This is a genomic window from Aestuariirhabdus sp. LZHN29 (assembly GCF_049985285.1).
In the GTDB taxonomy this organism is placed as follows: Bacteria; Pseudomonadota; Gammaproteobacteria; order Pseudomonadales; family Aestuariirhabdaceae; genus Aestuariirhabdus.
This window is the reverse complement of the sequence record NZ_JBNIEU010000002.1, coordinates 1,177,305-1,201,131: the sequence shown is the minus strand read 5'-3', so window position 1 is coordinate 1,201,131 and position 23,827 is coordinate 1,177,305. Positions and strand designations below refer to the sequence as shown.

The 23,827-nt window shown below is 46.9% G+C and carries 20 protein-coding genes; 4 read left to right on the top strand and 16 right to left on the bottom strand.

Going from position 1 to position 23,827, the window contains the following annotated elements:
* Positions 1–11: 11 nt before the first annotated feature.
* Genes ACP3PW_RS12300 through ACP3PW_RS12285 form a run of 4 tightly spaced genes read left to right on the top strand, consistent with a single transcriptional unit; the run spans position 12 to position 4,750 of the window.
* A complete protein-coding gene (locus tag ACP3PW_RS12300) occupies positions 12–812 on the top strand; it encodes a polysaccharide deacetylase family protein (protein ID WP_426416992.1) in 801 nt (266 codons plus the stop codon).
* Positions 809–1,756, top strand: coding sequence for a glycosyltransferase family 2 protein (locus tag ACP3PW_RS12295; protein ID WP_426416991.1), 948 nt, complete (start codon positions 809–811; stop codon positions 1,754–1,756). The genes ACP3PW_RS12300 and ACP3PW_RS12295 overlap by 4 nt, the downstream gene beginning before the upstream one ends.
* Positions 1,747–2,688: a glycosyltransferase gene (locus ACP3PW_RS12290; protein WP_426416990.1), complete on the top strand. Its 942-nt coding sequence runs from the start codon at positions 1,747–1,749 to the stop codon at positions 2,686–2,688. Before ACP3PW_RS12295 ends, ACP3PW_RS12290 begins: the two co-directional genes overlap by 10 nt.
* Positions 2,681–4,750: a sulfatase-like hydrolase/transferase gene (locus ACP3PW_RS12285; RefSeq protein WP_426416989.1), complete on the top strand. Its 2,070-nt coding sequence runs from the start codon at positions 2,681–2,683 to the stop codon at positions 4,748–4,750. The genes ACP3PW_RS12290 and ACP3PW_RS12285 overlap by 8 nt, the downstream gene beginning before the upstream one ends.
* On the opposite strand, the gene ACP3PW_RS12280 is transcribed toward ACP3PW_RS12285, so the two are convergent.
* From ACP3PW_RS12280 to ACP3PW_RS12205, 16 genes are read right to left on the bottom strand one after another with little or no spacing between them, the layout of a single operon-like run.
* On the bottom strand, positions 4,729–5,544 hold the full coding sequence (locus ACP3PW_RS12280) for a sulfotransferase domain-containing protein (RefSeq protein ID WP_426416988.1): 816 nt from the start codon (positions 5,542–5,544) through the stop codon (positions 4,729–4,731). The genes ACP3PW_RS12285 and ACP3PW_RS12280 overlap by 22 nt on opposite strands.
* Positions 5,534–6,796, bottom strand: coding sequence for a putative O-glycosylation ligase, exosortase A system-associated (locus tag ACP3PW_RS12275; RefSeq protein WP_426416987.1), 1,263 nt, complete (start codon positions 6,794–6,796; stop codon positions 5,534–5,536). Before ACP3PW_RS12275 ends, ACP3PW_RS12280 begins: the two co-directional genes overlap by 11 nt.
* The gene (locus ACP3PW_RS12270) at positions 6,789–8,018 is read right to left on the bottom strand and encodes a glycosyltransferase (protein ID WP_426416986.1); all 1,230 of its coding nucleotides are present in this window, start codon (positions 8,016–8,018) and stop codon (positions 6,789–6,791) included. The genes ACP3PW_RS12275 and ACP3PW_RS12270 overlap by 8 nt, the downstream gene beginning before the upstream one ends.
* A complete protein-coding gene (locus tag ACP3PW_RS12265; RefSeq protein WP_426416985.1) occupies positions 8,015–9,235 on the bottom strand; it encodes a TIGR04063 family PEP-CTERM/XrtA system glycosyltransferase in 1,221 nt (406 codons plus the stop codon). Before ACP3PW_RS12265 ends, ACP3PW_RS12270 begins: the two co-directional genes overlap by 4 nt.
* Positions 9,232–11,136 carry an XrtA/PEP-CTERM system amidotransferase gene (locus ACP3PW_RS12260; RefSeq protein ID WP_426416984.1) on the bottom strand — a complete coding sequence of 635 codons (1,905 nt, stop codon included), beginning with the start codon at positions 11,134–11,136 and terminating at the stop codon, positions 9,232–9,234. Before ACP3PW_RS12260 ends, ACP3PW_RS12265 begins: the two co-directional genes overlap by 4 nt.
* Positions 11,115–12,263 carry a glycosyltransferase gene (locus ACP3PW_RS12255; RefSeq protein ID WP_426416983.1) on the bottom strand — a complete coding sequence of 383 codons (1,149 nt, stop codon included), beginning with the start codon at positions 12,261–12,263 and terminating at the stop codon, positions 11,115–11,117. Before ACP3PW_RS12255 ends, ACP3PW_RS12260 begins: the two co-directional genes overlap by 22 nt.
* Positions 12,253–13,725 (bottom strand): exosortase A, encoded by a 1,473-nt coding sequence (gene xrtA, locus ACP3PW_RS12250; RefSeq protein WP_426417044.1) that lies wholly within the window; start codon positions 13,723–13,725, stop codon positions 12,253–12,255. Before xrtA ends, ACP3PW_RS12255 begins: the two co-directional genes overlap by 11 nt.
* On the bottom strand, positions 13,719–14,927 hold the full coding sequence (locus ACP3PW_RS12245; RefSeq protein WP_426416982.1) for a TIGR03087 family PEP-CTERM/XrtA system glycosyltransferase: 1,209 nt from the start codon (positions 14,925–14,927) through the stop codon (positions 13,719–13,721). Before ACP3PW_RS12245 ends, xrtA begins: the two co-directional genes overlap by 7 nt.
* A 3-nt stretch (positions 14,928–14,930) precedes the next feature.
* Positions 14,931–15,962 carry a FemAB family XrtA/PEP-CTERM system-associated protein gene (locus ACP3PW_RS12240; RefSeq protein WP_426416981.1) on the bottom strand — a complete coding sequence of 344 codons (1,032 nt, stop codon included), beginning with the start codon at positions 15,960–15,962 and terminating at the stop codon, positions 14,931–14,933.
* A gap of 12 nt (positions 15,963–15,974) precedes the next feature.
* A complete protein-coding gene (locus tag ACP3PW_RS12235) occupies positions 15,975–16,793 on the bottom strand; it encodes an XrtA system polysaccharide deacetylase (RefSeq protein ID WP_426416980.1) in 819 nt (272 codons plus the stop codon).
* Positions 16,786–17,892, bottom strand: a complete 1,107-nt coding sequence (gene wecB, locus ACP3PW_RS12230; protein WP_426417043.1) for a non-hydrolyzing UDP-N-acetylglucosamine 2-epimerase — start codon at positions 17,890–17,892, stop codon at positions 16,786–16,788. The genes ACP3PW_RS12235 and wecB overlap by 8 nt, the downstream gene beginning before the upstream one ends.
* Positions 17,892–18,899, bottom strand: coding sequence for an XrtA/PEP-CTERM system-associated ATPase (locus ACP3PW_RS12225; RefSeq protein ID WP_426416979.1), 1,008 nt, complete (start codon positions 18,897–18,899; stop codon positions 17,892–17,894). Before ACP3PW_RS12225 ends, wecB begins: the two co-directional genes overlap by 1 nt.
* A 12-nt stretch (positions 18,900–18,911) precedes the next feature.
* Entirely contained in the window at positions 18,912–20,462 is a 1,551-nt protein-coding gene (locus tag ACP3PW_RS12220; RefSeq protein ID WP_426416978.1) for a TIGR03016 family PEP-CTERM system-associated outer membrane protein, read from the bottom strand.
* Entirely contained in the window at positions 20,449–21,432 is a 984-nt protein-coding gene (locus tag ACP3PW_RS12215) for an XrtA-associated tyrosine autokinase (RefSeq protein ID WP_426416977.1), read from the bottom strand. The genes ACP3PW_RS12220 and ACP3PW_RS12215 overlap by 14 nt, the downstream gene beginning before the upstream one ends.
* A 25-nt stretch (positions 21,433–21,457) precedes the next feature.
* Complete coding sequence (locus tag ACP3PW_RS12210; RefSeq protein ID WP_426416976.1) at positions 21,458–23,011, bottom strand: XrtA system polysaccharide chain length determinant; 1,554 nt, start codon at positions 23,009–23,011, stop codon at positions 21,458–21,460.
* A 21-nt stretch (positions 23,012–23,032) separates the two neighbouring features.
* On the bottom strand, positions 23,033–23,665 hold the full coding sequence (locus ACP3PW_RS12205) for an XrtA/PEP-CTERM system exopolysaccharide export protein (protein ID WP_426416975.1): 633 nt from the start codon (positions 23,663–23,665) through the stop codon (positions 23,033–23,035).
* Positions 23,666–23,827 lie beyond the last annotated feature (162 nt).

Below are 23,827 nucleotides of genomic sequence, written 5' to 3'. Positions count from 1 at the left end.
CACAGGATTCCATGATCACATTAGCTCAAAATCAGCTACTGAAAAGTCTGCCTCAAACAGCACTTATGTATCATGCTTTTCATGATACGGATAATGATTGGCTATGGTCCCTCGATTTTAATGAATTCCGCAGCCATTTAGCGATGATGAAGCTGTCAGACCTCTCGGTAAGCTCGGTATTCACTGATGAAGGAGTGCGCTCCAAAGCGGATATATTGCTAACGTTCGATGATGGCTACGCGAACAACAGCAAGGCTCTTGAACTCGTTTTGAAACACGGATACACCGCTACCCTTTACGTGGTCTATCACAGTATTGGCTCCCATAGTGACTGGCAAAAAAACAGGGAAGCCTTGTCGCTACTATCCATGAAAGAGATAAAACGGTTCGCTAGTTTAGGCGTTGAGATCGGGCTCCATGGGGCGTACCACCAGGATATGACCGCAATACAGCCCAATGATCTGCAGGAGCAACTGGTTGCAGCAAAGTCCGAACTCGAAAACCAGATCGGTAAACCCGTATTTGGACTCGCCTACCCCTATGGCCGCTATAATAAAGACGTTATGGCACGCGTTAGAGATGCTGGCTTCTTATACGCCTGCTCCACCGAGGCAGGGCGTGTCTCTGCGAGCCTATCGGACTATCAGATCAAGCGATTGACAATTGAAAATATGGATACGCTCAATAGAGTTCAACGAAAGCTCATTCTAGGAAGCAACAACAGCAGCGCAAAAGCGCTATTGCGCTATCTAATCAAAAGTGTTTTCACACCCAAGGTTAACCCACCCTCCTCACAAGGAAACCACCTATGAGTCTGCGCATCACACTCTGTTTTTGTACCTACAACAGAGCGGATAACCTTGCTAAGCTTATCGAAGCGATCCGCGAGCAGGAGTGTGATATTCCGATCCGTATACTGGTTATTAACAATAACAGTAGCGATAACACCCTTGAAGTGCTGGCAACCCTGAAAAGAGAAACAGGGCATCCCCTTGATTTTGTCACCGAACCAGAACAAGGTATCGTCCCTGCAAGAAACCGGGCGTTAAAAGAGTGCATCGATGAAGACTATATGATCTTCATTGACGATGATGAAATCCCTCTAACGGGACTCATACAATCTGCTTATCGTGCCCTGCAAAGTGGTTACGACGTGGTTGGCGGCAAGGTTCAGATTTCATTCCACGAAAAACGGCCAGGATGGCTATCCGATAGCCTGCTCCCCTTTCTCGCTGCCATCGATTACGGTGACAGTAGTTTCGAAATAAAAAGTGACCAGTATCCCCTATGGACAGCAAATATTGCATATCGCATGGACATTTTTCGACACAATAAAGAGTTGGTATTTAACAAAAAATTTAATCGTGTAGGAAATGTTATCGGTGGAGGGTCTGACGGCATCATGTTTCGACAATTTCTGGAAAACAAGAGCATCAAGCTAGGTTATGTTCCAGAGATGGCAGTAGATCATTTCGTTGAGGAGTGGCGACTGACGCGTTCCTATTTTCTAAATCTTCACCACCGTGCCGGGTATCGAACAGCTCGCTATCGAGACCCCAGCTACACTAAAAATCTATTTGGGGCACCACGTTTTTTGTATAGAAACCTCATCAACCAATCTGCTACCGCCTGCATAGCCTCACTACGGGCTCGTTCTCCGGCGGTAAGGGAATGGATGAACGTCTCCCATACAATTGGAATGATCCGGGGTTATCGGGATAGAGGGCTAGACACGGAACAGTCACAATGCAGCTAGAGGTCATTATTTGCACTCATAACCGTTCCGCGTTATTGGCGCAGACTCTATCCTCTATATCAGCCGCCAAAAAACCACTGCATGCAGATCTTTCAGTAACAGTGATTGCGAATCATTGCTCGGACGATACCGAAGAGCGAGTTAAAGAACTAGCAGCAAGCTACCCTTTCCCTCTAAGAGTGCTCATCGAGGAGAAAGCAGGAAAATCCCATGCACTGAATCTCGCTATAAAACACCTTACCGGCGACTATCAAATCTACATCGATGATGACCATCGGATCGATAATGGCTTCTTCCGGAATATTGAGCGCGTAATAGAGCAGAACCCTGATTATGAAATTTTCTGCGGTAAAATCATTCCCGATTGGGACGGTCATGAACCCCTGTGGATTCACGACAAACAATACCCGGTCTACCCCCTGCCAATCCCCCACTACGATCTTGGGGAGGAAAATAGAGAGATCACTGCAAAGGAGCGGCTACCCGGGGGCGGCAACCTGGTAATGGCCAAAGCTGTCACGGCTCAGGTGGGTGACTTCAATGTATACCTCGGCCCCCTGGGACATAACCTTGGAGGTGGAGAGGACGGTGACTATGTACGACGCGCTCTTAACAAGGGTTACCGAATCCTTTACGACCCCGCCCCTCTGCAGTACCACTGGGTTGACTCAAAACGCCTGACTCTAGGCTATCTACTAAAAAAAGCCTATTCCCGCAGCCGTTCTGCTGCCTACATAAAAATCACCAACCGCCAGCTACCACCCCGCTTCCTGTTTACTAAAATGGCGCTCAATATCTGTCAGTTGCTGTGGCCGATTCCATTGGCCCGATTGCGCTTCTATTTAATGCGCTGTTCCAGTACAGCTGGGGAGATAGCAGCCTATATAAGCCTTTACCAAAGACGAGGCGACAAGTCCCCTCCTTATGAATAGCGCTCCTGATCTAATTGCACTTATCGGCCTTATCGGACTTACCGGTATGGTCGGTTCCTGCATCATTTTATTTACATCGCTTAGGTCCTATTCCAGAACAGGACCCGGGGTCTCAAAAGCTATTGTGTCGCGTTTTAGGGTATTGGCAATACTATCAATAGCGCGCCAATGGTTGATAAGTAGCCTACTGTTATCGGCCCTGGCCTTTTACAGTGCCACCATCGTTATTTTTTTGAGCACTCTAAGTGATACGCAGCTCTCTACAGTTGCTATTCTGCTCTTTTCGATAGGAGTTACTGGCGGAATGGTTTTGCTTAGAGTCGGCACAATCCTCCATAATAATCCGGCGGCTATAGCAATAAATAGCAATATTCAGAGCCGCCACTGGCTGCGCCTACGGAAGTTGATGCCTAGAAGATTCATTATCACACTTGAGTGGTTACTACTTGCTACCGCAACTCTTGGTGCTCTCAGACTTCTATTTCTTACGGATGGTTTTTTTTACTCTATTGCATCCCTCCTGGTTATCCTTCTTCAGTTAGATCTTCTGGTAAGTTACAAAAGAAAACCACCCGTTTCCAAAACCGATTCCTCCGAAAGAAAGACGCATGCCCTGCCGAACATAATCATGATTGGCTGCGATACTTTCCGGGAGGACTACTTAGGAAAACTTACCCCACAGGGAACATCTCTCACTCCCAACCTGGATCAACTCGGCAAACAAGCAGTTCGTTATACGAACATGGTCACCCCAATTGCCCGGACCGCGCCCTCTTTAGCATCCCTGTTTTGCTCTCAGTGGCCAAATGAGACAAAACTTTGGGATAACTTTACCGACCCAGATACGGTAAACCTGAAATCCCAGATTCGTTTTCTTAAAGGGATGGGGTACCGAACAGCAACCTATAGTGATTGGGCCGGCAGCGATTTTGCGCGCTATGATTATGGTTTTGACGAACATAATACTCCCCCCGACCAGTGGAATATTCGATACTTACTGCGTCAGGGTACAAAACAATACCGCCTGTTTCTCTCTCTTTTTAGTTCCGGCCGCATCGGACTAAGCCTGCTCCCGGAGATTCATTTCGCCGCCGGTGTGCCACAAAATGAACAGGCAACCTATCGATTTTGTGAAGCGATTAATCGTTACAGTCAGGAGGAGTCACCCTTTCTTTTAAACCTGTTCCTATCAACTGCCCACCCGCCATTCGGGTCAGAGGCCCCCTACTATGACCTTTACAGCAAAGCGGAAACAACTCAGTCTCCATTTTGCATGGTAAAACTTACCGAACCCGAAGATATAATCAAGAGTCAGAAAGATCCCCGGCTAGCCTTTGACCTGGACCAGATTCTTTCACTATACGAAGGCTGCATCACCAACTTTGATCGCCGAGTAGGTGATATTATCGACCAGCTAAAGCAAAGCGATCTCTACGACGACTGTGCTGTCGTCATCTATTCTGACCATGGCATCGATTTTTTTGAAAATGATTCATGGGGCCAAGGAAACAATCTGGATGGGCTATTCAGTAATCGAGTGCCTTGCATCATTAAAACGCCTGAAAACATCGGAAAAATAGATCACACGTACTGCGCCAACCTTTCAGTATTCCCCAGTCTATTCAGGCACCTTGGTATACCTGTCACCCAAAGCAGGCCCCTTAGGAGTCAACCATCGGAAAACTGCAGTTCTCCAACAGATGATATGGCGGCTTCTGCACTATTTCTGGAAACCGGAGTGTGGCTAACCCGCCCACCCTCTGCCGACGTCAACCACCTGTTTTACCCTGATATTGACCTCCTACTTGATGTCCCCGACCACCAGAGCGGCCGTATCGTATTAGCAGACCACTGCCTACAAAAAATAGTCGCAGCAAAAGATCGTGCCGTGATTCAATACCCCTGGATTTTGGTAGCCAAACCGTTTGAAGATGGCCTACATTGGTTTCTCTATAATCTACAATCGGACCCCTTAATGAAGGCTGATTGCCTGACCGATTTCTGCGAAACGGCTAACCAATTAAAATCAATATATACGTCTCACTTCGAGGGAGAGAAGTAGGTTTCGAATTTGTTGTATAAAGCCTGACAAAGAATTTCAACATCGGACTGTATATCCAGCGGTTTCTTCCTACCAATTGAAGATGAATATATCTCCTTACTAAAGTGATAGGATTCGTCCAACCCAGCGAAGCCGTATAACCGGTCCATTTGCATCGACGGATTTCTAACAAGATCTTCATACCGGACCAACATAACGTCCTCATGGTTTTCAAGATTCTTCTCAAAAAACAGGATATTCCGAAAGTACCACTGCAACGCGGAGGCCGATGCATCGTCAAGCTCCTTGTCACCGACTGTTTCACAAAGCAGGTTATAGGTCTCATCGCTCATTCCCTCAGAGAGCCACCCGTCGGACACTCTGTAGCGGATGATACGTTTAACCTGCTCAGCCTGATTTCTAAAAGAGACCAGCATCGAGTTGACCACGTCATGGTAGTGCCGCACCACCCAGACAACCCTGACATTGCCAAAGGAGCCCATTAGCGTATCAATAGACTGTAGTTCGCATAAACACTTAATGATGAAACAGCGCGAGCGACTGGAAAGAACCAGCCCTTGTATCCTGTCGATAGGTAACATCTGATAGTTATCAAACGCTCGTTCATCGGTTTCATGGTAGACGTCTGTATCGATGCATCGATCAAATATATCCATGACCATATTCGTACCTGAACGCTGCACGCCCGCTACGAGTATGACCCGCTCTGCCGGCTCCCTCCTGAGCTTCCTGTATCCCGACTTAATAAGGCCAATAGCTCTATCTCGGGCATAATCTGTGATTCTAGGGCTCACTCCTGGTCTCCTTTGCGGCACGTCCTCGCGCTGGCGTACCGACTAGCAACGGCTCTTCCCCGGCCCGCATTCCATTTATGGAAAGGGAGTTTGTAACGATAATAATAGCAATAAGGTGATAGAAGAGATCAAAATAGGCCAGACCTAAAAACGCACCAGATACTGCGTAGCCAACAAGGCTTACTCGGACCATCGCCATCAAATCGGAACGCCATTTTTCCGACCTATCCTTAACCCCTCGCCCACTCGCAACCCAGCCTCCAATCAACAAAGCGAGAAAGAGCGCCAAACCGATAAAACCATGCTCTCCAAGCACTTCGAAATAGATGCTATGGGCATCGGTCCGCCCCGCAAAAACTTCGAATCCTCCCCCGGTAAAGGGCTCATCTTTGGCCACTTCAAACGCAAACCTCCATGCTGAGAAACGGCCTTGAGCCGACTTATCCTCTTGATAGCTCCCAATACTGGCCATTCTTTCATGCCAGCTTTCAGGCATAAACGTCACCAATGCCGGTAGCAAAACGATGAGAGAAACCAGCAAAACAAATCGTTTCCTGCTCATCATAATCAACATGAACGCCATCGCACCCAATCCCAACAGAGCTCCTCTTGACTGGGTACCCAGGATCGAAATCAAACAAAGTCCTATAGCGATTCCTGCCCCCCATCTAACCAACCTATAGGTTGATGAAAGCTGAAAGTAGCGAAACAACGGCACGATCATGATAAGGGCCAATCCAATTTCATTGTTCCCTCCGATAAAACTGTCTGGAGGCCCCATTATCCGAAACCCCCCGCCGGTAATCAGTGTGAAGATACCGCCCTTTATTCCGTAGAACCCGATTGAAAGTGCAATCACCGCGACCAACAATTCGATGCGTTTCCTACTGTTAATCAGGTAGAGGGTAATAAAGGTCATAAAGAGTATTTTGTAAACCTTCTCCAGTTGAGGCCATGCATAGGCGCTGTATTGCGCATCCAAGGTGGTTATCAATAACCATAGAGCGTAGAGAACCAGCACTACAACGAGGGGGTCGCGAGGAATAGTGCTTCTTTCACGATGGATCAAGATCCCAAGCAAGGTCACAACCGCAACAATTTGGGCGAATGGTAAGGTTGTTGCAAACCCCCAGGTCAGCTTATGAGGGTTCATATACCCTAACCAGCTCCAGACAAGGATACCTATATAGGGATGCCTCAGAATAAACAGCAGAGATAGGGCAATTACCGCAGTAACGAAAAGGTCACGCACTCTCAGTTCCCTTTTCTAGCGACCGGAAAACTTCTGTGTATAAGCCCTCCAGGCGTTCAATTCGATCATTCCAACTATTATTTTTGGCAAAGCAAGCGATCGAATCAGAATCCCACTGCCGTTCAAGCCCCTCACGGATACCCGCTTCAATACTTTCAGGGTCGTAGGGGACAATAATCCCCGTCGATGGGTCGCTAACAACCTCAGCATTACCTCCTACCTGCGTTGCGACAACGGGAGTACCACAGGCCATTGACTCCAAAATAACATTGGCCCAGCCTTCATTGCTCGTAGGCAGCACGAAAAGATTGGCGGCATTTAGCCAGGGCCGCAACTCATCGGGAGACAGGGTTCCAAGAAAATGAACATGAGAATCGACTCCCACCTCCTGTGCCTGGCTCCGTAATTTCTGCAGGTAGTCCCCTTCGCCAGAAGATCCTCCAATGATCAGGTAATGAAGGTTAGGGTAGTCGTTTAGTAGATTAGGTAGCATCCCAATTATCAGGTGCTGCCCCTTTCTCGGTACCAGACCGCCGACCGTAATCAGTAGAGGGTCCGTTTCATCCAGGCCGAGGGAGCTACGGGAACCTGTTGCAGGACTCATAAAGAATTGGTTGGTATCAACCCCGTTTCCAATGCGCTCGGCGTGAGGCAAACCAAACCCCTGGGTTTTCATCGCATCCAGTAACGAGTTGGAAACACCAATCACCGCATCTGCCCGTATCAGGCTGGAGCCAATCAGGCGCCGCTTTATCGGATGAGTGCAGTGTTTGATCTCTGTGCCCCGAAGCGTGATGACCAGTGGCAGCTTGAGCCAGCGCTTTAGATAACTCGCTGCCACCCCATCAGGAAAAGCAAAATGAGCATCAAGAAGGCTGCAGCCGTTCCCCTTTGAGAGTTGCTTGACTGTACGGTAGGAGGCCATCGCCATAAACAGGGGGTCGAGCCACTTCCCTACGATGGGAAGAGAAAAGAAGCGGGGCCGAAGTACCTGCAGTGCTCCAAAACGATCCTCGTAGGGGTTCACACTACGGTGATGATTGAATAATCTTCCCAGTAGACGCTGAAAGGGAAACCAGGGCTGGGGGGAGACAACCACCACGCCTTTACCGTTGTAAAGTCGATGTACCCGTTGATAAATAAAGCAGCCTTTCAGCGGCTCCATAACACTGGGGAAAAGCGTACTAAACACAATCAGTCTAGGTGTGGGAACTGAGTTCATTGACGCTCCAAAAGCTGCTTGTAGAGAGACTGATAGTTGGAAACCGATGCAGACCAACTCTTCTGTTCTGCAACATAGTCTCGACCTTTGGAAAGCCAGTCTAATTTAGGATCCCCTCTTAAACGGGTGACAACACGAACGATAGCCTCTGCTAGCTCGCTAGAACTTCCACTTTCAAACAACGCTACCCCTACCCCATCAGGAATAAGCTCCCGATGCCCACCCACATCGGACATGACGACAGCTCTCCCCATCGACATGGCTTCAAGAGGTTTTAAGGGGGTTACAGTTTCCGTTAACCGCATTGAGCGCCTTGGATATACCAACATATCAATGTTGTCATAAAACCTGTCAACCTCTTCGTGTGGGACCCGACCAGGCATATCGGTGCAGTCGCCAAGCTCAAATCGTGCTATCAGTTCATGCAAACGTCCCTCTTCCGGCCCCCCCCCGACTAAAAGCAACTTGAAACCCAGCCCCCTATCGCGAAGAATAGCCATGGACTCGACAAGAATATCCAACCCCTCATAGCGATAGAATGAACCAATAAACCCGATGACAGGAACATAATCGTCATTAGCCCAACGCGCTTTTAGACTATCTGTACGATCGGGGTATTTATCAACATCCACCGCGTTAGGAACTATTGCGGTGCAGCTTGGAAGAGTCGTACGCTTCCCCAGATCAGACATCAAACCATCGCATATCGTTACAACACCTCCCGCTCGCCTGACAACCCACTCTTCAAACTTTTGACTTAATCGGTAACGGAAACTCCCTTCAAGGGTGTTCCCGTGATCCACTGCGGCATCTTCCCAGAAAGCCCTAATCTCATAAACCACTGGAATGTTGAGAATTTTTCCTACAACAACTGCGCAAAAACCATTCAACGAGGGTGAGTGAGCATGCAATAGATCAGGTTTTTCCTTCCGTGAAACCTGATAAGTCCTAATAATTAACCAGTAGATAACATGCAGCTGTTGCAACACCCGATTGTTGGAAATCCACACTGGTGGCGTGGGTGATCGATAAAATACAAGCCCGCCAACTTCCTCCTGTTGCCCGCTACCCGGGTCCGCATGAATACCCTGCTTAGGGCCAGTAAGATGGCAGGTGTTAAAACCCAACAAACGTTGGTTTTTTATCAAAGACCGACTACGAAACGTATATCCGCTATGAAGAGGAAGGGAGTGGTCGAATATGTGCAGGATTTTCAATCGTCATCTCCTGCAAAGTGAACCACCCGTAAGAAAGCCTCAAACATTAACAGGCTCCAAAGAGCGGCCCCGTTATCATGTAACCCGGTAAGATGATTTCGAACCAGAGCTTGCAATTGTCTACTATCGAAAAGATCCAACCGACTCAGATAGGGGCTATCAACTAACGCTTCAACCTGGGGTCTTAATTCCTGCCTGAACCATTGGGACACCGGGACACCAAAACCCATTTTTTTTCGATACAGCACTTCATCAGAAACGTCCTGTTCCATGGATTTTTTAAGTATCCACTTTCCTTCACCCTCCCTGACCCTGAAGTCCTCAGCCAGGTCAGCTCCCCATTCAACAAGATGATGATCGAGAATTGGAACTCTAACCTCCAGGCCATGAGCCATACTAGCTCGATCAACCTTTGTGAGAATGTCCCCAGGAAGGTAGGTTTTCAGGTCAATGTACTGAACCATCCAAAGTGGATCTTTACTCCCAGACTCTCTGGCATAGTTTTTAAACAGGTCGCTGGAACGATAATCTCGAAGTTCATTGCGCATCTGTGCGCTGTACAATTTACTACGCTGCTCATCTGGAATGATGGCAATGTTATTGAAATAGGCGCTAATAGAATCGCGGCCCAAGGCAGCGAATGTGGATTTAAGTCGAAGCCACTTAGGTGCAAAACTCATTCTGGGATAGATTTTTGCAGCCAGGGAAAACAGGGGACACCTGATACTATCCGGCATCAAACGCCTAAAACGCTCTTCGTTGAGGTGCCACTTATAACGGGTATAGCCACCAAAAAGCTCATCCCCACCGTCACCCGATAATGCTACCGTAACCTTTTCACGAGCAAGCGCACAGAGACGATAGGTTGGCAACGCAGAACTGTCAGCAAAAGGTTCATCGTAAGTGTCTGCCAAGCGATCTACCAAGCTCGTATCAAGCAACGTTACTTTACGTGAAATATGACGGGATCCAATCTTGCTCGCAACACCTACTGCATACTCACTCTCATCAAAGTCTGCCTCGGAGAATCCGATTGAACAGGTATTAATGGCGTCACTACTGCGCTGTGCCATCAGCGTAGCCACACTACTGGAATCTACTCCACCCGATAGAAATGCACCAATCGGGACGTCTGATACAAGGCGGAGCTCAACCGCCTCCGCTAGCTTGGATTTTAATTCTTGCGCCGCTTCAGCGTTGTCTTTGCAGTCATCTTCTCTTTCAAGGCCCCAATAGCGGACCTCTCGTAATGACTTTTCCTTTGCTTTGAACTCGACAAAATGACCGGGTCGTAACTTAAAAACTCCACTATAGATGCATTTGGGTTCAGGTACGTATCCCAGGGCGAAATAATCATCTATTGCTGTCAGGTCGAGCTTTTTTTCAACTAAACCGTATTCAAGTAATGCCTTGAGCTCCGACCCAAAAAACAACTCATCATTCTCACCAACAGAGTAATACAGAGGTTTAATTCCCAGGCGGTCCCTTACGAGATAACAAGTTCCCTGGGTTCTGTCCCATACCGCAAAGGAAAACATACCCCTAAAGCGTGATATGGAATCCACACTCCACTGTTGCCACGCCCTAAGCAGAACCTCAGTATCGCAGTCACTATGAAACTGACAACCCAACTCAATCAATTCATGGCGAAGCTCGCGATAATTGTAGATCTCTCCATTGTAGGTAAGTACAAAATTATCATCATCACTGACTAGAGGTTGAGCCCCATTTTCCAGATCCAGAATCGATAGGCGTCTATGACCAAAAACGATGTTTTCATTATGAAAAATACCCGATCCATCCGGGCCCCTATGATGCAGCCGGTTCGTCATCCGGGTGACGCGATCAATATCGAGCCTGGCCGGTCGAGTTTTTTTAACTACTCCTGAAATACCGCACATTGAGGACACTCCCCTTCCCTGTAGAGTTGCGTATAACTGCTAGTCATTCCATCGATTGAAAAATACTCCAGGGCACGAGCCCGGCTGCTCTTACCGTGATCGGTTCTTTTCCCACTATCATTAGCATAGTCCTCTATTTGCCCAGCCATGCCGTCGATATCACCTACTGAAAACAGATAACCATTAACACCCTCCTCTACGAGTTCCGTATTCCCCCCAACATCGGTCGCAATAATAGGCAACCCGCAGGCCATGGCCTCTAACACCGTATTTGAAATGCCCTCCGCATTGGAGGTGAGGAGAAAAATATCGAACTTAGGGTACCAATCAGCAGGTTCCGAGGACTCGCCAGTAAAAGAAACCCATTGCGTCAGGCTAAGGCTAACAACCAAACGCTCAAGTTCCGACCTCAGGGCACCATCACCAACGATCACAAATTCGTAGCGAATTTCGGACCCTTTGCAATTATCGCGAAGTAGGCTTGCGATCATAATGATGGATATCACCCCTTTAATGGGCTCAAGTCTGGAAACTGTCCCGATGACAAATCTCTTTTTAATTCGTCCACCGGGCGAAGAAACGGGACGAAACCGGCTGGAATCCACTCCATTACAAATACGAAAAAGTTTGTTGGGAGGAACTTTTACGCGCGACAAAGCATACTCCTGGGCTTGCTTTGATAAGACAACGTAATGGGATGAAAAGCTAGAGAAAATCCTGCGTATCAATGCAGGTTTTAGCGCCTCTCCTTGAGGATCCTCGACATCCCAACCATGATCGCTATGGACTCTTCTGGGAACTCTTAACACAAATGCGATAACCTGATATTCAATACAAGACAGGTTTCTGGTATGGAAAACCGTGGGCCTATGCTGGCCGATTAACCGGTATATTTTCCAGTAGAGTGAGAAATCATTACCGTTTGATTTATTGAGAACGATAACAGGAACCTCTGCTGGAAGCCGATGCTGAAAATCATCGGCCGTCGACAAGACGATCACTACATGCTTGAACCTCGCGCCCTGAGTCTGCTTTATAATATTGACCAGACCATTTTCCAGCCCGCCTGTAGCCAAGCGATAGATAATATGCACTACAACCTCGGGGTTTGCCGATTCAGTTCGCATACATAACCCCGTCAAGAGTCAATCCGCTGACGAGGTCAGCCAGTGCCTGAAGGTCTATTTCTACTTTACTGGCATCCATCACCAGAACTACGTGCCCACCCTGCTCCTTAGCGCCCCCAAGACGGGACAACAGCTGCTTTAGTTTCGCGGTTACCGGGTTACAAACCGGCGCTCCATCAATAAGGTACCAGGACACAACATAGTAACGCTCAGTGTTTGATTCAACGATTGACAGGTTATTCAATGGACAACTGTCACCTTTCTCAGCAGTTGGTATAGATCGCCAGCGAGGATCTTTTTGTGCCACCACGCGGTTTGTAGATGTAACCAGTTTTAGGGAGTCCGGACTATATCCGTACCAATAAGCGAGTAACTGGCCCGTTAACAACTGTGTCTTTACACTGAAACTAGCAACGGCATCAGCTCTTTGAAAATTTGGCTCAAACGGGGGGTGACGTGTATCCACATCCAGCACCGCCCCCTGATAATTCGCTCTCAAATCAATGCGGCCTGAAAATGCATCGCGTTCCGTTGACGAACCAGACCAAGTTACAATCGCAAGCAACATAATAGGTACTGCCAACCCGCTCACTAAAGGATAATTTGAGCCACCTACCTGACCAATGAAAACCTCTTCTTCGGAATCTCGCCACCGGCTCCCGACAGCGAAAAGAAGCAACATTAATATTCCAAAGAACACCCACCCATAGAGAAGGTGATCGACTCCTACCGCCAGCCTCATTCCACTAAAATGCCCCAACATGACAATTCCGGACGCCCTTAACCAATTACCCACAATAGGTAGCGCTATAGACGCAAGAACGAATGTCACACGTTTTTTATATGAATGGTAGTTGAGGTAAGCATATAGGGTTCCAAGGGCCACCGAGGCAATCAGGTATCGAACCCCGGAGCACCCTTCGACGACTGACCAACGTCCTGTCGGAAGCTCAAAAAAGAGGCCTTCGACAAATATCGGAATTCCCAGCGCCGCAATGGTTGTGACGGTGAACGATGCGGTTAGATTCATCATTGGCTCAATTAGAAACTCACCAAAAGGAACCATAAATAGAGTGTAACCAAGGGGAAAGAGTATTGTTTTAACAACCGCCCATCCCATTACAGCAAGGCACAGTGCAGACAGCATCATGACAACGGAGAACTGCTGTAAAACCTGAACCTCTACGATGGAAGATATGGTCCAAACAAGAACCAAAAGCGCCAAAATCGAGAACCCAATAGCCGACGGTCGAGGAGAAAGAGCTCTAAGTTGGGATTTTTTCCTGTAGATCAAAAATAGTGAAATGGGAAGAATAATAAAACAGTGGTTAAATGTACCGGATCGATTCCAGATTGAAACCATTTCGGCTATCGTTTCCATGTAGCCAACCGCTATGACAATAAGGCCTGAGCCGTATATCGATACCGCGCTAGCCCATGGATGCCGGCCAAACCCTAACATTTCACCAAATCCAGAAACTTCTCCATCTGGGGGGCCCATGCATAATGTTTCACCACCTGTTTGCGTGCTTCAACACCGACAGTCCCCTGAGATAGATAAAGCAAGGCCGCTTCCGCCATCTCACCGGAGGACGCACAGGAATGCAGGCAGTTGGCATCACCGTCAATATCCACGCCTTCCGCAGCCACGGTTGTTGCAAGGACCTGCTTATTCATCGCCAACGCTTCAAGCACCTTGTTCTGCATCCCTCTTGCAATCCGTAGAGGAGCTACAACCAATGCACAATACTTGAGGTAGGGCCTGACATCGGCCACTGCACCCGTTACTAGAACACCGGGTGTGGAAATTGCCAAACGCCTAAGCCGGTCGCTTGGATCTCTTCCAACCACCAAAAAACAGCACTCAGGCCGTTTCTTTAGAATCAGTGGAAGCACGTCCTTCATAAACCAGATTACAGCGTCTTCATTCGCATAATAATCCATTGCACCGACGAAACAGATTGCGTCCACATCGCTTATACCTAGCGCTTTGTAGGGTGATGGATAGTTACCCTCAGGGTCGAAAAAGTTGATATCAACTCCATTCCCAATCACTTTTAAAGACTGTGGCCGTATGCCTAACTCGGAGTAAAATAGCTCTCGCTCAGCATCCGTCACAAATGATCCTATAGTGGCGCGCTTGTGCAAAGTATTTTCTAGATCCCCAAGCAGCTTAGCCTCGCGTTTATAAACCCACCGCATTGGAATACTTGCCCTTTTCCCGTAATCGCGCCACTTTAAGGAGTCAACATCGACATAATCTATAAACGTTTGAAACCTATCGTTACTTCCATACGGTAGGTACTGACCCATAGACGAAGAGAAGGCAATAACCGAGCGTATATTATTAGTTTCAATTGAATGATTAATAGCCGACATCATGCTATTCGAAAAATACACAGCTTCTGTGATTGACTGGTGCAGAATAAATGCTTTAACCGCGCGTAAAAAAACCTTCCAACGGGGCAGCAGCTCAAAATAGACCTCATCGGTATACTCGGAAAGTCGGTCCGTATACTCAAGATCACGGTAATCATCGACATAACAGAAGAGCTTTACGCGAAACCTTTTGCTCAACGCCTTGAGCATCTGAAATGATCGAATTTTGTCACCTTTGTTGGGTGGATATGGAATTCGGTGGACCGCAAAAATAACTGATTCCATTTATTACCCCAAAGATCTTGATACGTATGGTCCTACGGTATTGGTGAATGAAAGAGGCATACGCTTCCACACTTCAATAAGTGGCTTCATTCTTGGGTTAAGGGGTGACTTATCAGGAACTTCCTTTTTACGAACCAGATAGTATTCATAAGACAGCGGTGTCGATTCAAACCCCCAGTTCTTTTTAAAAGAACAAGACCCCGTACCTACTTTACTTCGACCAAAATCGAATCCTGTATACCCTGTGTTACACGCCCACTCCATTAGCTTCCAATACATGAAATCATTACCATGTAATGAGCGGGCAGCTCCACCACCACCTCCGTAGTATGGCAGCACGTCTTTTTTATAAAGAAGGCTGAGTACCGAGCAAAGAGGAGTATCGCCATTGAATATGGTTAGGATAAAACTTTTATCGGGAAAAAAACGTAAAATATTCCTAAACAAATCCTTTGAAAAAACCGGCGTACCAAGATTCCTGACGCTTTCAGAATAGAGACGATAAAAAGTGTCGACATCCTTTGATATTGAAAAAGAAAGACCCAGTTTAATTCCCTTTCTAACAACTGCTCTTTGTTTTCTTGGAATCGATTTAAAGTTTTCTTCCGCATCGCTACAAATATTCTTGTGGAATGTAACGTAAATATCTCTATCAGGTCTGTCATACCCTGTAGATACTCTATTTCTAACTTCCAGATAATCGACACCCATGCCGTCTGCAAGACGGCATGCATAGCTGTCGATTTCTTCTGCTACTTTCTCATTATCGGCGACAATTCCTCCATAAACCCCAAAAGGTACCGAGCACAGGTAGTCGCCGAACAGTAAGCTTCTGCTTCTTCCCAGGGGAAGCACGCCTCGTATAATCCCATCTTCCCTGGCGACTATATAAACGTACTCTCCACCGTAGGTAGCGACTACCGCCTCGCCCCATTCATAGCGATGAAAAATTGTAGCGTTATCATGCTGATCAACATAATCGTTCCACTCACTCCTTGCGAGTGTTCCCCTGACCTCTTCAATTACGAGACTCATCCTTGCCTCCGTCTAAAACTGGTAAACCTGTTCAATACTTGACCAGACATAGTCATCAAGCAAACGGGCCAATCGACCATAGGTTTTTTTTAAATTTAGGTAATGGCGAAAACGTCCTTTTGCTGAAATCCCAATAGGCCGTGGCTGTTCCGCATCAATTTCCCAGGGGTGCATATAGAAAACACCCGCCTTTCCCTCAACCTTGTTTAATCTCGAAAACCCCATCTTATGATAGTGATAGGGAAGCAAACGAAAAAAACCTCCCCCACCGGCAGGGAAATTTCTTCCCAATATTCTTAGGGTACTGATTGGCACCTCAAGAACACCGCTACCGCCTTCGAAGTTAAATCGTTCCGCGTTTGGTTCTCCATAGTGATCATGTTTTATCGGGTACACACTCGAACTATAACGGTATCCTGCGTCTGCCAAAATTTCATAGGATTGGGTCGTAAGAGGTAGGGAAAATGACGGGGCTCTATATCCTTTTACCTGTGCTCCTGTGATATCTTCTAGCAGCATACGAGAATCGATAAGGTCAGTAGAAAACTGCTGGGAGGTAAGTTCTGTCACCCGCTCATGATACATTCCATGGCTCGCCACCTCATGACCCTGCCGGTGGATCTGCTTAACCAATTGCGGATGTTGGCGCGCGATCCACCCCAAGATAAAAAACGTCGCTTTCATATCATGGGATTCAAATAGACCGAGAATGCGATCCATACTCTCACGCACGCGGCTTTCGTAGTTCGGCCACTCACTTCGCTTAACAACATCTGAAAACGCAGATACTTGAAAATACTCCTCAACATCTACGGTCATTGCATTAAGCACAGGCTTCCTCCGAGTTCGTAACCTGGCTGACCAAATCGTTAGCTATTCGATTCGCAGTCCTCCCATCCCAAAGAGGCGGAATAGACATCTTCCTCCCGGGTTTTAATGCCTCCTCCACGCCCTTTATGATTGCACCCTTGTTGGGTTTTACTAACCGATTAGCTCCGCATAAAATTGTTACTGGCCGTTCCGTATTATCGCGAATCGTAACGCAGGGTATGGATAAGGCCGCGGTCTCCTCTTGTAATCCGCCGGAATCAGTCAAAACAACAGTCGCTCCCTTTACGATAGATAGCATATCTATATAGCTCATGGGCTCGCGCACAATAAGACCCGGGATAGAATCCAGGTCTATACCAAACGCTTTGCATCGTTCCCGGGTTCGAGGATGCAGAGGAAACACAACTGGAAAATCCCTGGCTACTGAGGAGATACCCTCCATAACAGCATGGAGCCGGCCTTCAAAATCAACATTTCCAGGCCGGTGGAGCGTGAGAACACCATAATTTTTACTCCCGGCGATTCTAGGCTCAATCGTTTCAGCTGAAGGTGTTTGTTCAATATAGCGGTATAACGAATCAATCATTATATTTCCGGCAAAAACAACCTTATCTGGATCTACACCTTCATTAGCTAAATGTTCAAGTCCCGATTTTTCCGTGACATACAAACGGTTGGCCAAGCGATCCACCACCATCCGGTTAATCTCCTCTGGCATGGTGGTATCAAAACTTCGTAGACCTGCTTCGACATGGACCAAAAAATGAGAGTAGCGAACAGCTACAAGGGCGGCGGCCAGGGTTGAAGTCACATCGCCATAGACGACAACAACAGCGCCACTCATCGATCCAAAAATAGGATCCATGGCCCCGACCATGCGCGATAGTTGATCATTAACGCTGCCCCCGGTAATTCCAAGTTGAATATCCGGTTGGGGAAGGCCGAACTGATCAAAAAAAATCTGATACATTTCCGGATCGAAATGTTGCCCTGTGTGTAAAATTGTTTGTCGCACTCCAGTTATTGCGGCAATCTCTTGGAACAAAGGCGCCATCTTAACGAAGTTTGGGCGAGCTCCTACCACATGAACAATATGCATCACTCGGACCTCTGCTTGGCCAGATTATCAATACTAAGAATCAGCTTCTTCAGTGTACCCATACGCGAAGCAAATGCTGCCTCTAAAGACTCCGTTGTAAACTTCACATTTTCGACCGCCTCCTCTATATCGGCCAATTTTTTTGTCATTTCCGCGCTAATCTCTCTAGATGCTCCCCTGTCTGTTCGCGTATGGGTTATTTCCGCACTCATTTCATCAGCGACCGCCTTAACGACAGCTTCATTGATCTCGGAAAGCTCTTCGAGGTAGGTGTAGAGCAAGAGTCGGTCGCAAAACACATTGATTCTACGGGGCACTCCATCGGTAAAATCGTATATGGCATGGTAAGCACCCTCTTCAATAAAGGGGTTGTCGCTCCAACCAACGAACGTAAGACGGTGATTTATGTAGTTCCCTGTTTCTTCACGATCTAAAGCGGCCAGGTGACAGGAAGCAATTACTCTTTGCCGCAACTGTTCAAGCCCGTCAGACTGGAGCGTATCTCTAAACTCTTCCTGTCCAAGCAAAAAGCTCTGTAATAAAGGGCGGTTACTAATCTGAAAATTTGAAAGCATGCGGAGCTCTTCTAGCGAGGATTTCGGTAGATTCTGGGCTTCGTCAATAACCAATAACACCCTACGTCCATGGGAGTCGCACGCGAGCAAAAAGGCTTCAAACTGACGCAACAGATCTGCCTTTGTTAAACCTTCCGTTGGTAAACTAAACGCCGAGGACACCATCCTCATCAAGTCTTCTGACTCCACGTTAGTCGTCACAATGTTGGCGGCAACAATCTGTTCCTGATCGAGATCAGAAAATAGCATCTTGATTAACGTAGTTTTACCGGTGCCTACTCCGCCGGTAATAATAATAAAACCATCACATTGTCCAAGCCCATAGCGCAGGTAAGACATTGCCCTGCTATGCCCCCGGCTACTGAAATAGAACCTCGGATCCGGGCTAAGTTGAAAGGGTTTACTTGTGAAACCGTAGTACTTTTCGTACATATCCCTGGCCTTTTAAAAATTCCGTAAAACACCTACGACAAAACGTATCTCTTTGTACTCCGAGGTAGAAATATCTCCTGTACGGCGGCTATGTGAAACTCGGAAATTAGCATCTGTATCAGGATCAAGATTCCTTACAACCCTGTAGCTAAAACGATTTGTACGATATTCCTCACCATCAAAAAGCTGGTCTTTTGTATGCCCATAGGAAAAACTGGATGATAACCTCGGATTATGCGTTAGCGTATAAGACGTAGTTCCACCCGTACTCTTTTCTTCTCCTAATACTGTTTGATACTCTCTTTTCTGGTGGAACCCGGTAATATTGACTCTACTTTTCTGATACGCGTAGGCGTATCCAAATCGCCAGGTTTTGGACACAAACACCTGATCATTTATTCCGGTATCAATCGCATTATCACCGACCAAAACCTCCCCAACACCGATCTGCAATCCGATCGGCAAGGCGTCATCAACAGGTCGACATCCAGAAAGATCGGTCCCTTCCGGACATATAAATCCATTAGGTGAAGATATAAACTGGTCTCTCGTGCTTGTTTGAAGATCGCTATATCCCAGTGTAAAGGTGTTACGGCGGTGCCTTTGTGAAATATCAAGGCTATAACTGTCGCCATAATAGCGTTCACCCATCGAGGCACTTACCGAAGATGTGTCGCTAGGTTCCCAGCGAAAACCAACTGACCAGTAGCTACCATCCGGATCATCACGAAGATTATCCTGATCGTTATTTTGCTTTTCGTACCCATAGGTGCCATTAACATTGAGCCTTCTGGTCAAAAAATACCCAACACGCGCCCAGCTATCGGTAACCTTTGTATCGTTATCAGAATCGTAGTCAGTCGTCTCCTCCCTGGTAGTAAGCACCCAAAAATAGTCGCGGCTATTATTATCGCTGTTCAACGTCAGAGTGTAGCCATACTGGCTACTGTCAGACCCCCTACCAGAATTGCCATCGTAGAGTACCGAGCTATAGCGGTACTTCGCTGTAAAATTAGCTTTGTTGGCGAAGTTGGCTTTGTAAACCGGTTCTAGCTCGTAATCTATTACTGTCGCCCGGTTATCTGATCCACTGATATTGTCTGAGCTCCCCGGGCGCCCAAAATCAACCAAGCTTTGCCGTGCATTGGCAGAGGCGTTAAAGAACAAATTATTTCTTACTAGTTCGGCTTTCAGCCCACTTCTTAACTGATGATAAGTATCGTTATTATCCGTCTCATTCAGGTACTGCGCTCGCTGAAGGCTGTAACGTCCACCTACGTCTATTCTTCCAGCGCGCTTGGAAAACTCAAGTGCAGGACGAATCTGTAGCACCCAATCATCTTTTTCATTTGTATTTGTTAGGTCGACATTATCTGAGTAGGCAAGATCAGCTGCCAGGCTAGGCGTAAAATCCCAACGGTTCGCATTCGCTTGATCGGCATCAAGCATTGACACGAGAAAAACTGTTGCCAAAAAGGCAATTCTGCTTCGTAGCAATACCACTTTGGATTTAGATAGAGATCCTTCTGGGGAGAAATAACATTCCAGCCTAGTAGTATCCATAATAACTACCTTCCTTGGCAGAACTGCATTTGTTCATGAGCAAACTAACGTCTGGATGATCACCAATTAACCCAAGCGCTTCTTTAAGGCGTCTCTGGGTTGTTGTACCCTCCTCGACTACCACGATAACCTGACCAACCAGGGACGCCAAAATTGCCGCCTCTGTTGTAAGACACAAAGGTGGAGTGTCCAACATTACAATCCGGTCGGGATAACGTGTTGAGAGCTCATTCATCAGAGCCCTCATACTTTCACTGGCGAGCAATTCATTTGTTAGATGGTGTCTACTCCCAGCCAGGACTAGTGATAAGTTGTCAACACTGGTTTTATGAAGAATATTTTCGAATTCGATCTCATCACTATTTAAATAGTCAACAATGCCCAGCGATGAATCAATTTCGAGCACTGAGTTTATCGACGGCTGTACCACATCAGCATCGACTAACAAGATTTTTCTATCCTGTTCAAGCGCTATACTCAAGGCCAGATTCAAGGTGGTAAATGTTTTTCCTTCCCGAGGGCTGGCGCTTGTCACCATTACCAAATTCGACAATTTACGCTTGACCGCATTATCACTACCAAAAGCCTTACCAAGTATAGAACGCTTCAGATGTCGATACTGCTCTTTAATTAGAGACCGATCTTCACTAGGAACCATAATGTTTTTTGATTTTAATAGCTCATTTTTAATGGTAATAAAATCTCCCATCTTGCTGTCAGAAGATATAGCGACATCATCACCACTACTAATCCCGCCAGCACCTCCGGGTACAACAGCCCTCGTTTCGGCATGCTTATTTCTTGGGTATTCAACATTTTTGTTTTTTGATGACAACCCGACTCCTGACACAGATTTTTCAACCGTGCCATCTTCAACTTTGGGCATACCGCAATCTTCTGATAGCGGCAAAGTAGCAGATTGTGTTTTACCTTCGGAGCCCTTGCGTAATGCTTTCTCTATGGTATCCATACATCCAGTTTCCAGGGTCAAAAACTTACTGGTTAATAGCGACGATTACGTTAGCCAATACTAAGGCCGCAAAAAGAAGAAAAAAGAGGGCCTGAAAAAACCTTCCCTTACGAATATCATCCGCGCTTCTGACCATTGATACGCTTCCGATTACCGGGTACCCGCTTATTTCAGCCCCATATTTGGCAGACATGACTCGGGGGTTAATAATAATCAGGAGCAGCGCCAGACTCGATGTAACACCGATAGATGCAGGCAGCACAAATGAAAAAAGCATCGTTCTATTAGGCCAACTCGGTTTATCTGATACCGCAGGGGGTTCAATGACTTTAAACTGCAAATCATCTGTATCCTGAGATGCTTTGCGCGATATCTCTACAGACTCTCTACGTGCCAGTAGTTCGTTATAGCGTTTTTTTGTAATTCCATAGTCTCTATTCAACTCACCAAGCTGAACTTCAATATCCGGGATGGTATCAACAAGAACTTTGAGCTCCTGCTCCTCCTTCTCATAAGCAGTTAGACGGATAGCCATTGAGGCGATCTTGGTGTTTAGATCTGATAACGCGAGCTTAAGGTGGTTGTGCAAATCCACCCCGCCGATGACTCCGGCGGCACCTCCCTGAACGACTTTAGGCTGGTGCCTCATCGCGGCTTTCCGCTCTTTTTCTTGCGCTGTAACGAGTACTGCCAGCTGTTCTTCCATATTCCTTACATCGGGGTGATTTTTTGTGTACTTTAACAGCAACTCATCCAGCTGGGATTCAAGTTTGGCAACGCGAACATCGTATCTCGTCGAAATAGAGGGAGACACATAGGTTGACGGTGTTACCCTCATGCTCGTTCCCTCTTGCATTCCGGCCAATTGGTCCTCCACAGATTCTCTTTCGCTCTCCAGCTCTTGAAGTAGTAGCCTGGCTTCTTCAAGCTTTCTACTTGCCGCTTGTAGCCTCTGATAATAATCAACACCGTCGGATGGCATCATACCTAGATGCTTCTTCTTAAAATTCATCAATTCTACTTCGCTAGATTTCAGCCTGTTTTCATACTCGACCAACTGCTGATCGATAAAGCGTTTGGCGTTAATCGTATCTTCCCGGTTTTCGCCAACAGAACTTTCCATAAAGAGGGTCAGCACGGAGTCCACCACTCTTTTTGCAACCTGTTTATCAGAACTCATGTAGCGGATGGAAAAAATATTGTCGCGCCTCTCTTTCGTTAAGGTTATCTCCTTCTGAAGGCTACGTACCAGATCTTTATACTGCAGCTCGGTTTTCGTTCCTGCATCCAAATCTGCCATTTTTAGCAGCCGCTCTACGTTAGGCTTACTCAATAATGTTTTGACCAGTAGCGTTACCTGCTGCTTTGTGTTGGCCTGCACCGTTAAACCACTGAGTAGTGGTCTCAAGATACTTTGGGTATCAATATAAACCTTGGCATTTGCCTCGAATTTATCCGGCACATGAGATACCCCATACCAACCGAGCAGGCAAAGGGCACCACTTAACATGAGAATGAACCACTGGCGCCGCTTAAATTCGCGAGCATAGTTAACCAGCAGGTCGAGTGTTTCCTGCATAACGTGCTCCTGGCGACAAGCTTAGAAAAATGTTTCTGGGATGATAAGAATATCGCCAGGCAACATATTTACGTTCGCGGAGATATCACCGTCCTTAATCAGGTCATCCAGGCGAACACCGTATTGTCGTTGCTCACCGCCCGACACCCGCACGATGCTTGCGCGATTCCCGTCCGCAAAATCAGTAAGCCCATCAACGGCAATCATGACGTCAAGCAGGGTCATATCTTCGACATAGGGTAAGAATTCAGGTGTTTCCGCTTCACCGACAATGCGAACCTGCTCACTAAACGGTCCCAGGTGATCCTGAGTCATCACGGTTACCAGAGGGTCTCGTATAAACGCGGATAGCTCCTTTTCCAGAAGACGCGCAACCTCTGTCGGCGTTTTACCGCTGACAGGGACATCCTCTACTAAAGGAGTGGTGATGAATCCGTCAGGGCGAACCGTAACGGTTGTCGATACCTCTGGATTTCGCCAAACGAAAACTTCCAGATCATCTCCTGGACCGATCAAATAACGATAGTCCGCAGGCGATGTGGTAATCGGCTCATAAAGCGTTGCCGAATCCAAAGGAGGATGAGGATTCGAATTACATGCCGCTAGGGACAGGAAAAGCACCACGCCAAAAAGTTGGCTATTTCTTCTTATCATCTCGATCTACTCCGTTAGATGCTGGATGCTAAGAAAAAATTATATACCCAATTCGGAAGTCAGCAATTTTTATGCGGCTTTTTTACGGAAACTTTTGAATATAAAGTGCGTTTACGCTCTTCACTCAACAATAAGAAGTATACAAATTATTTTTATTCTAAA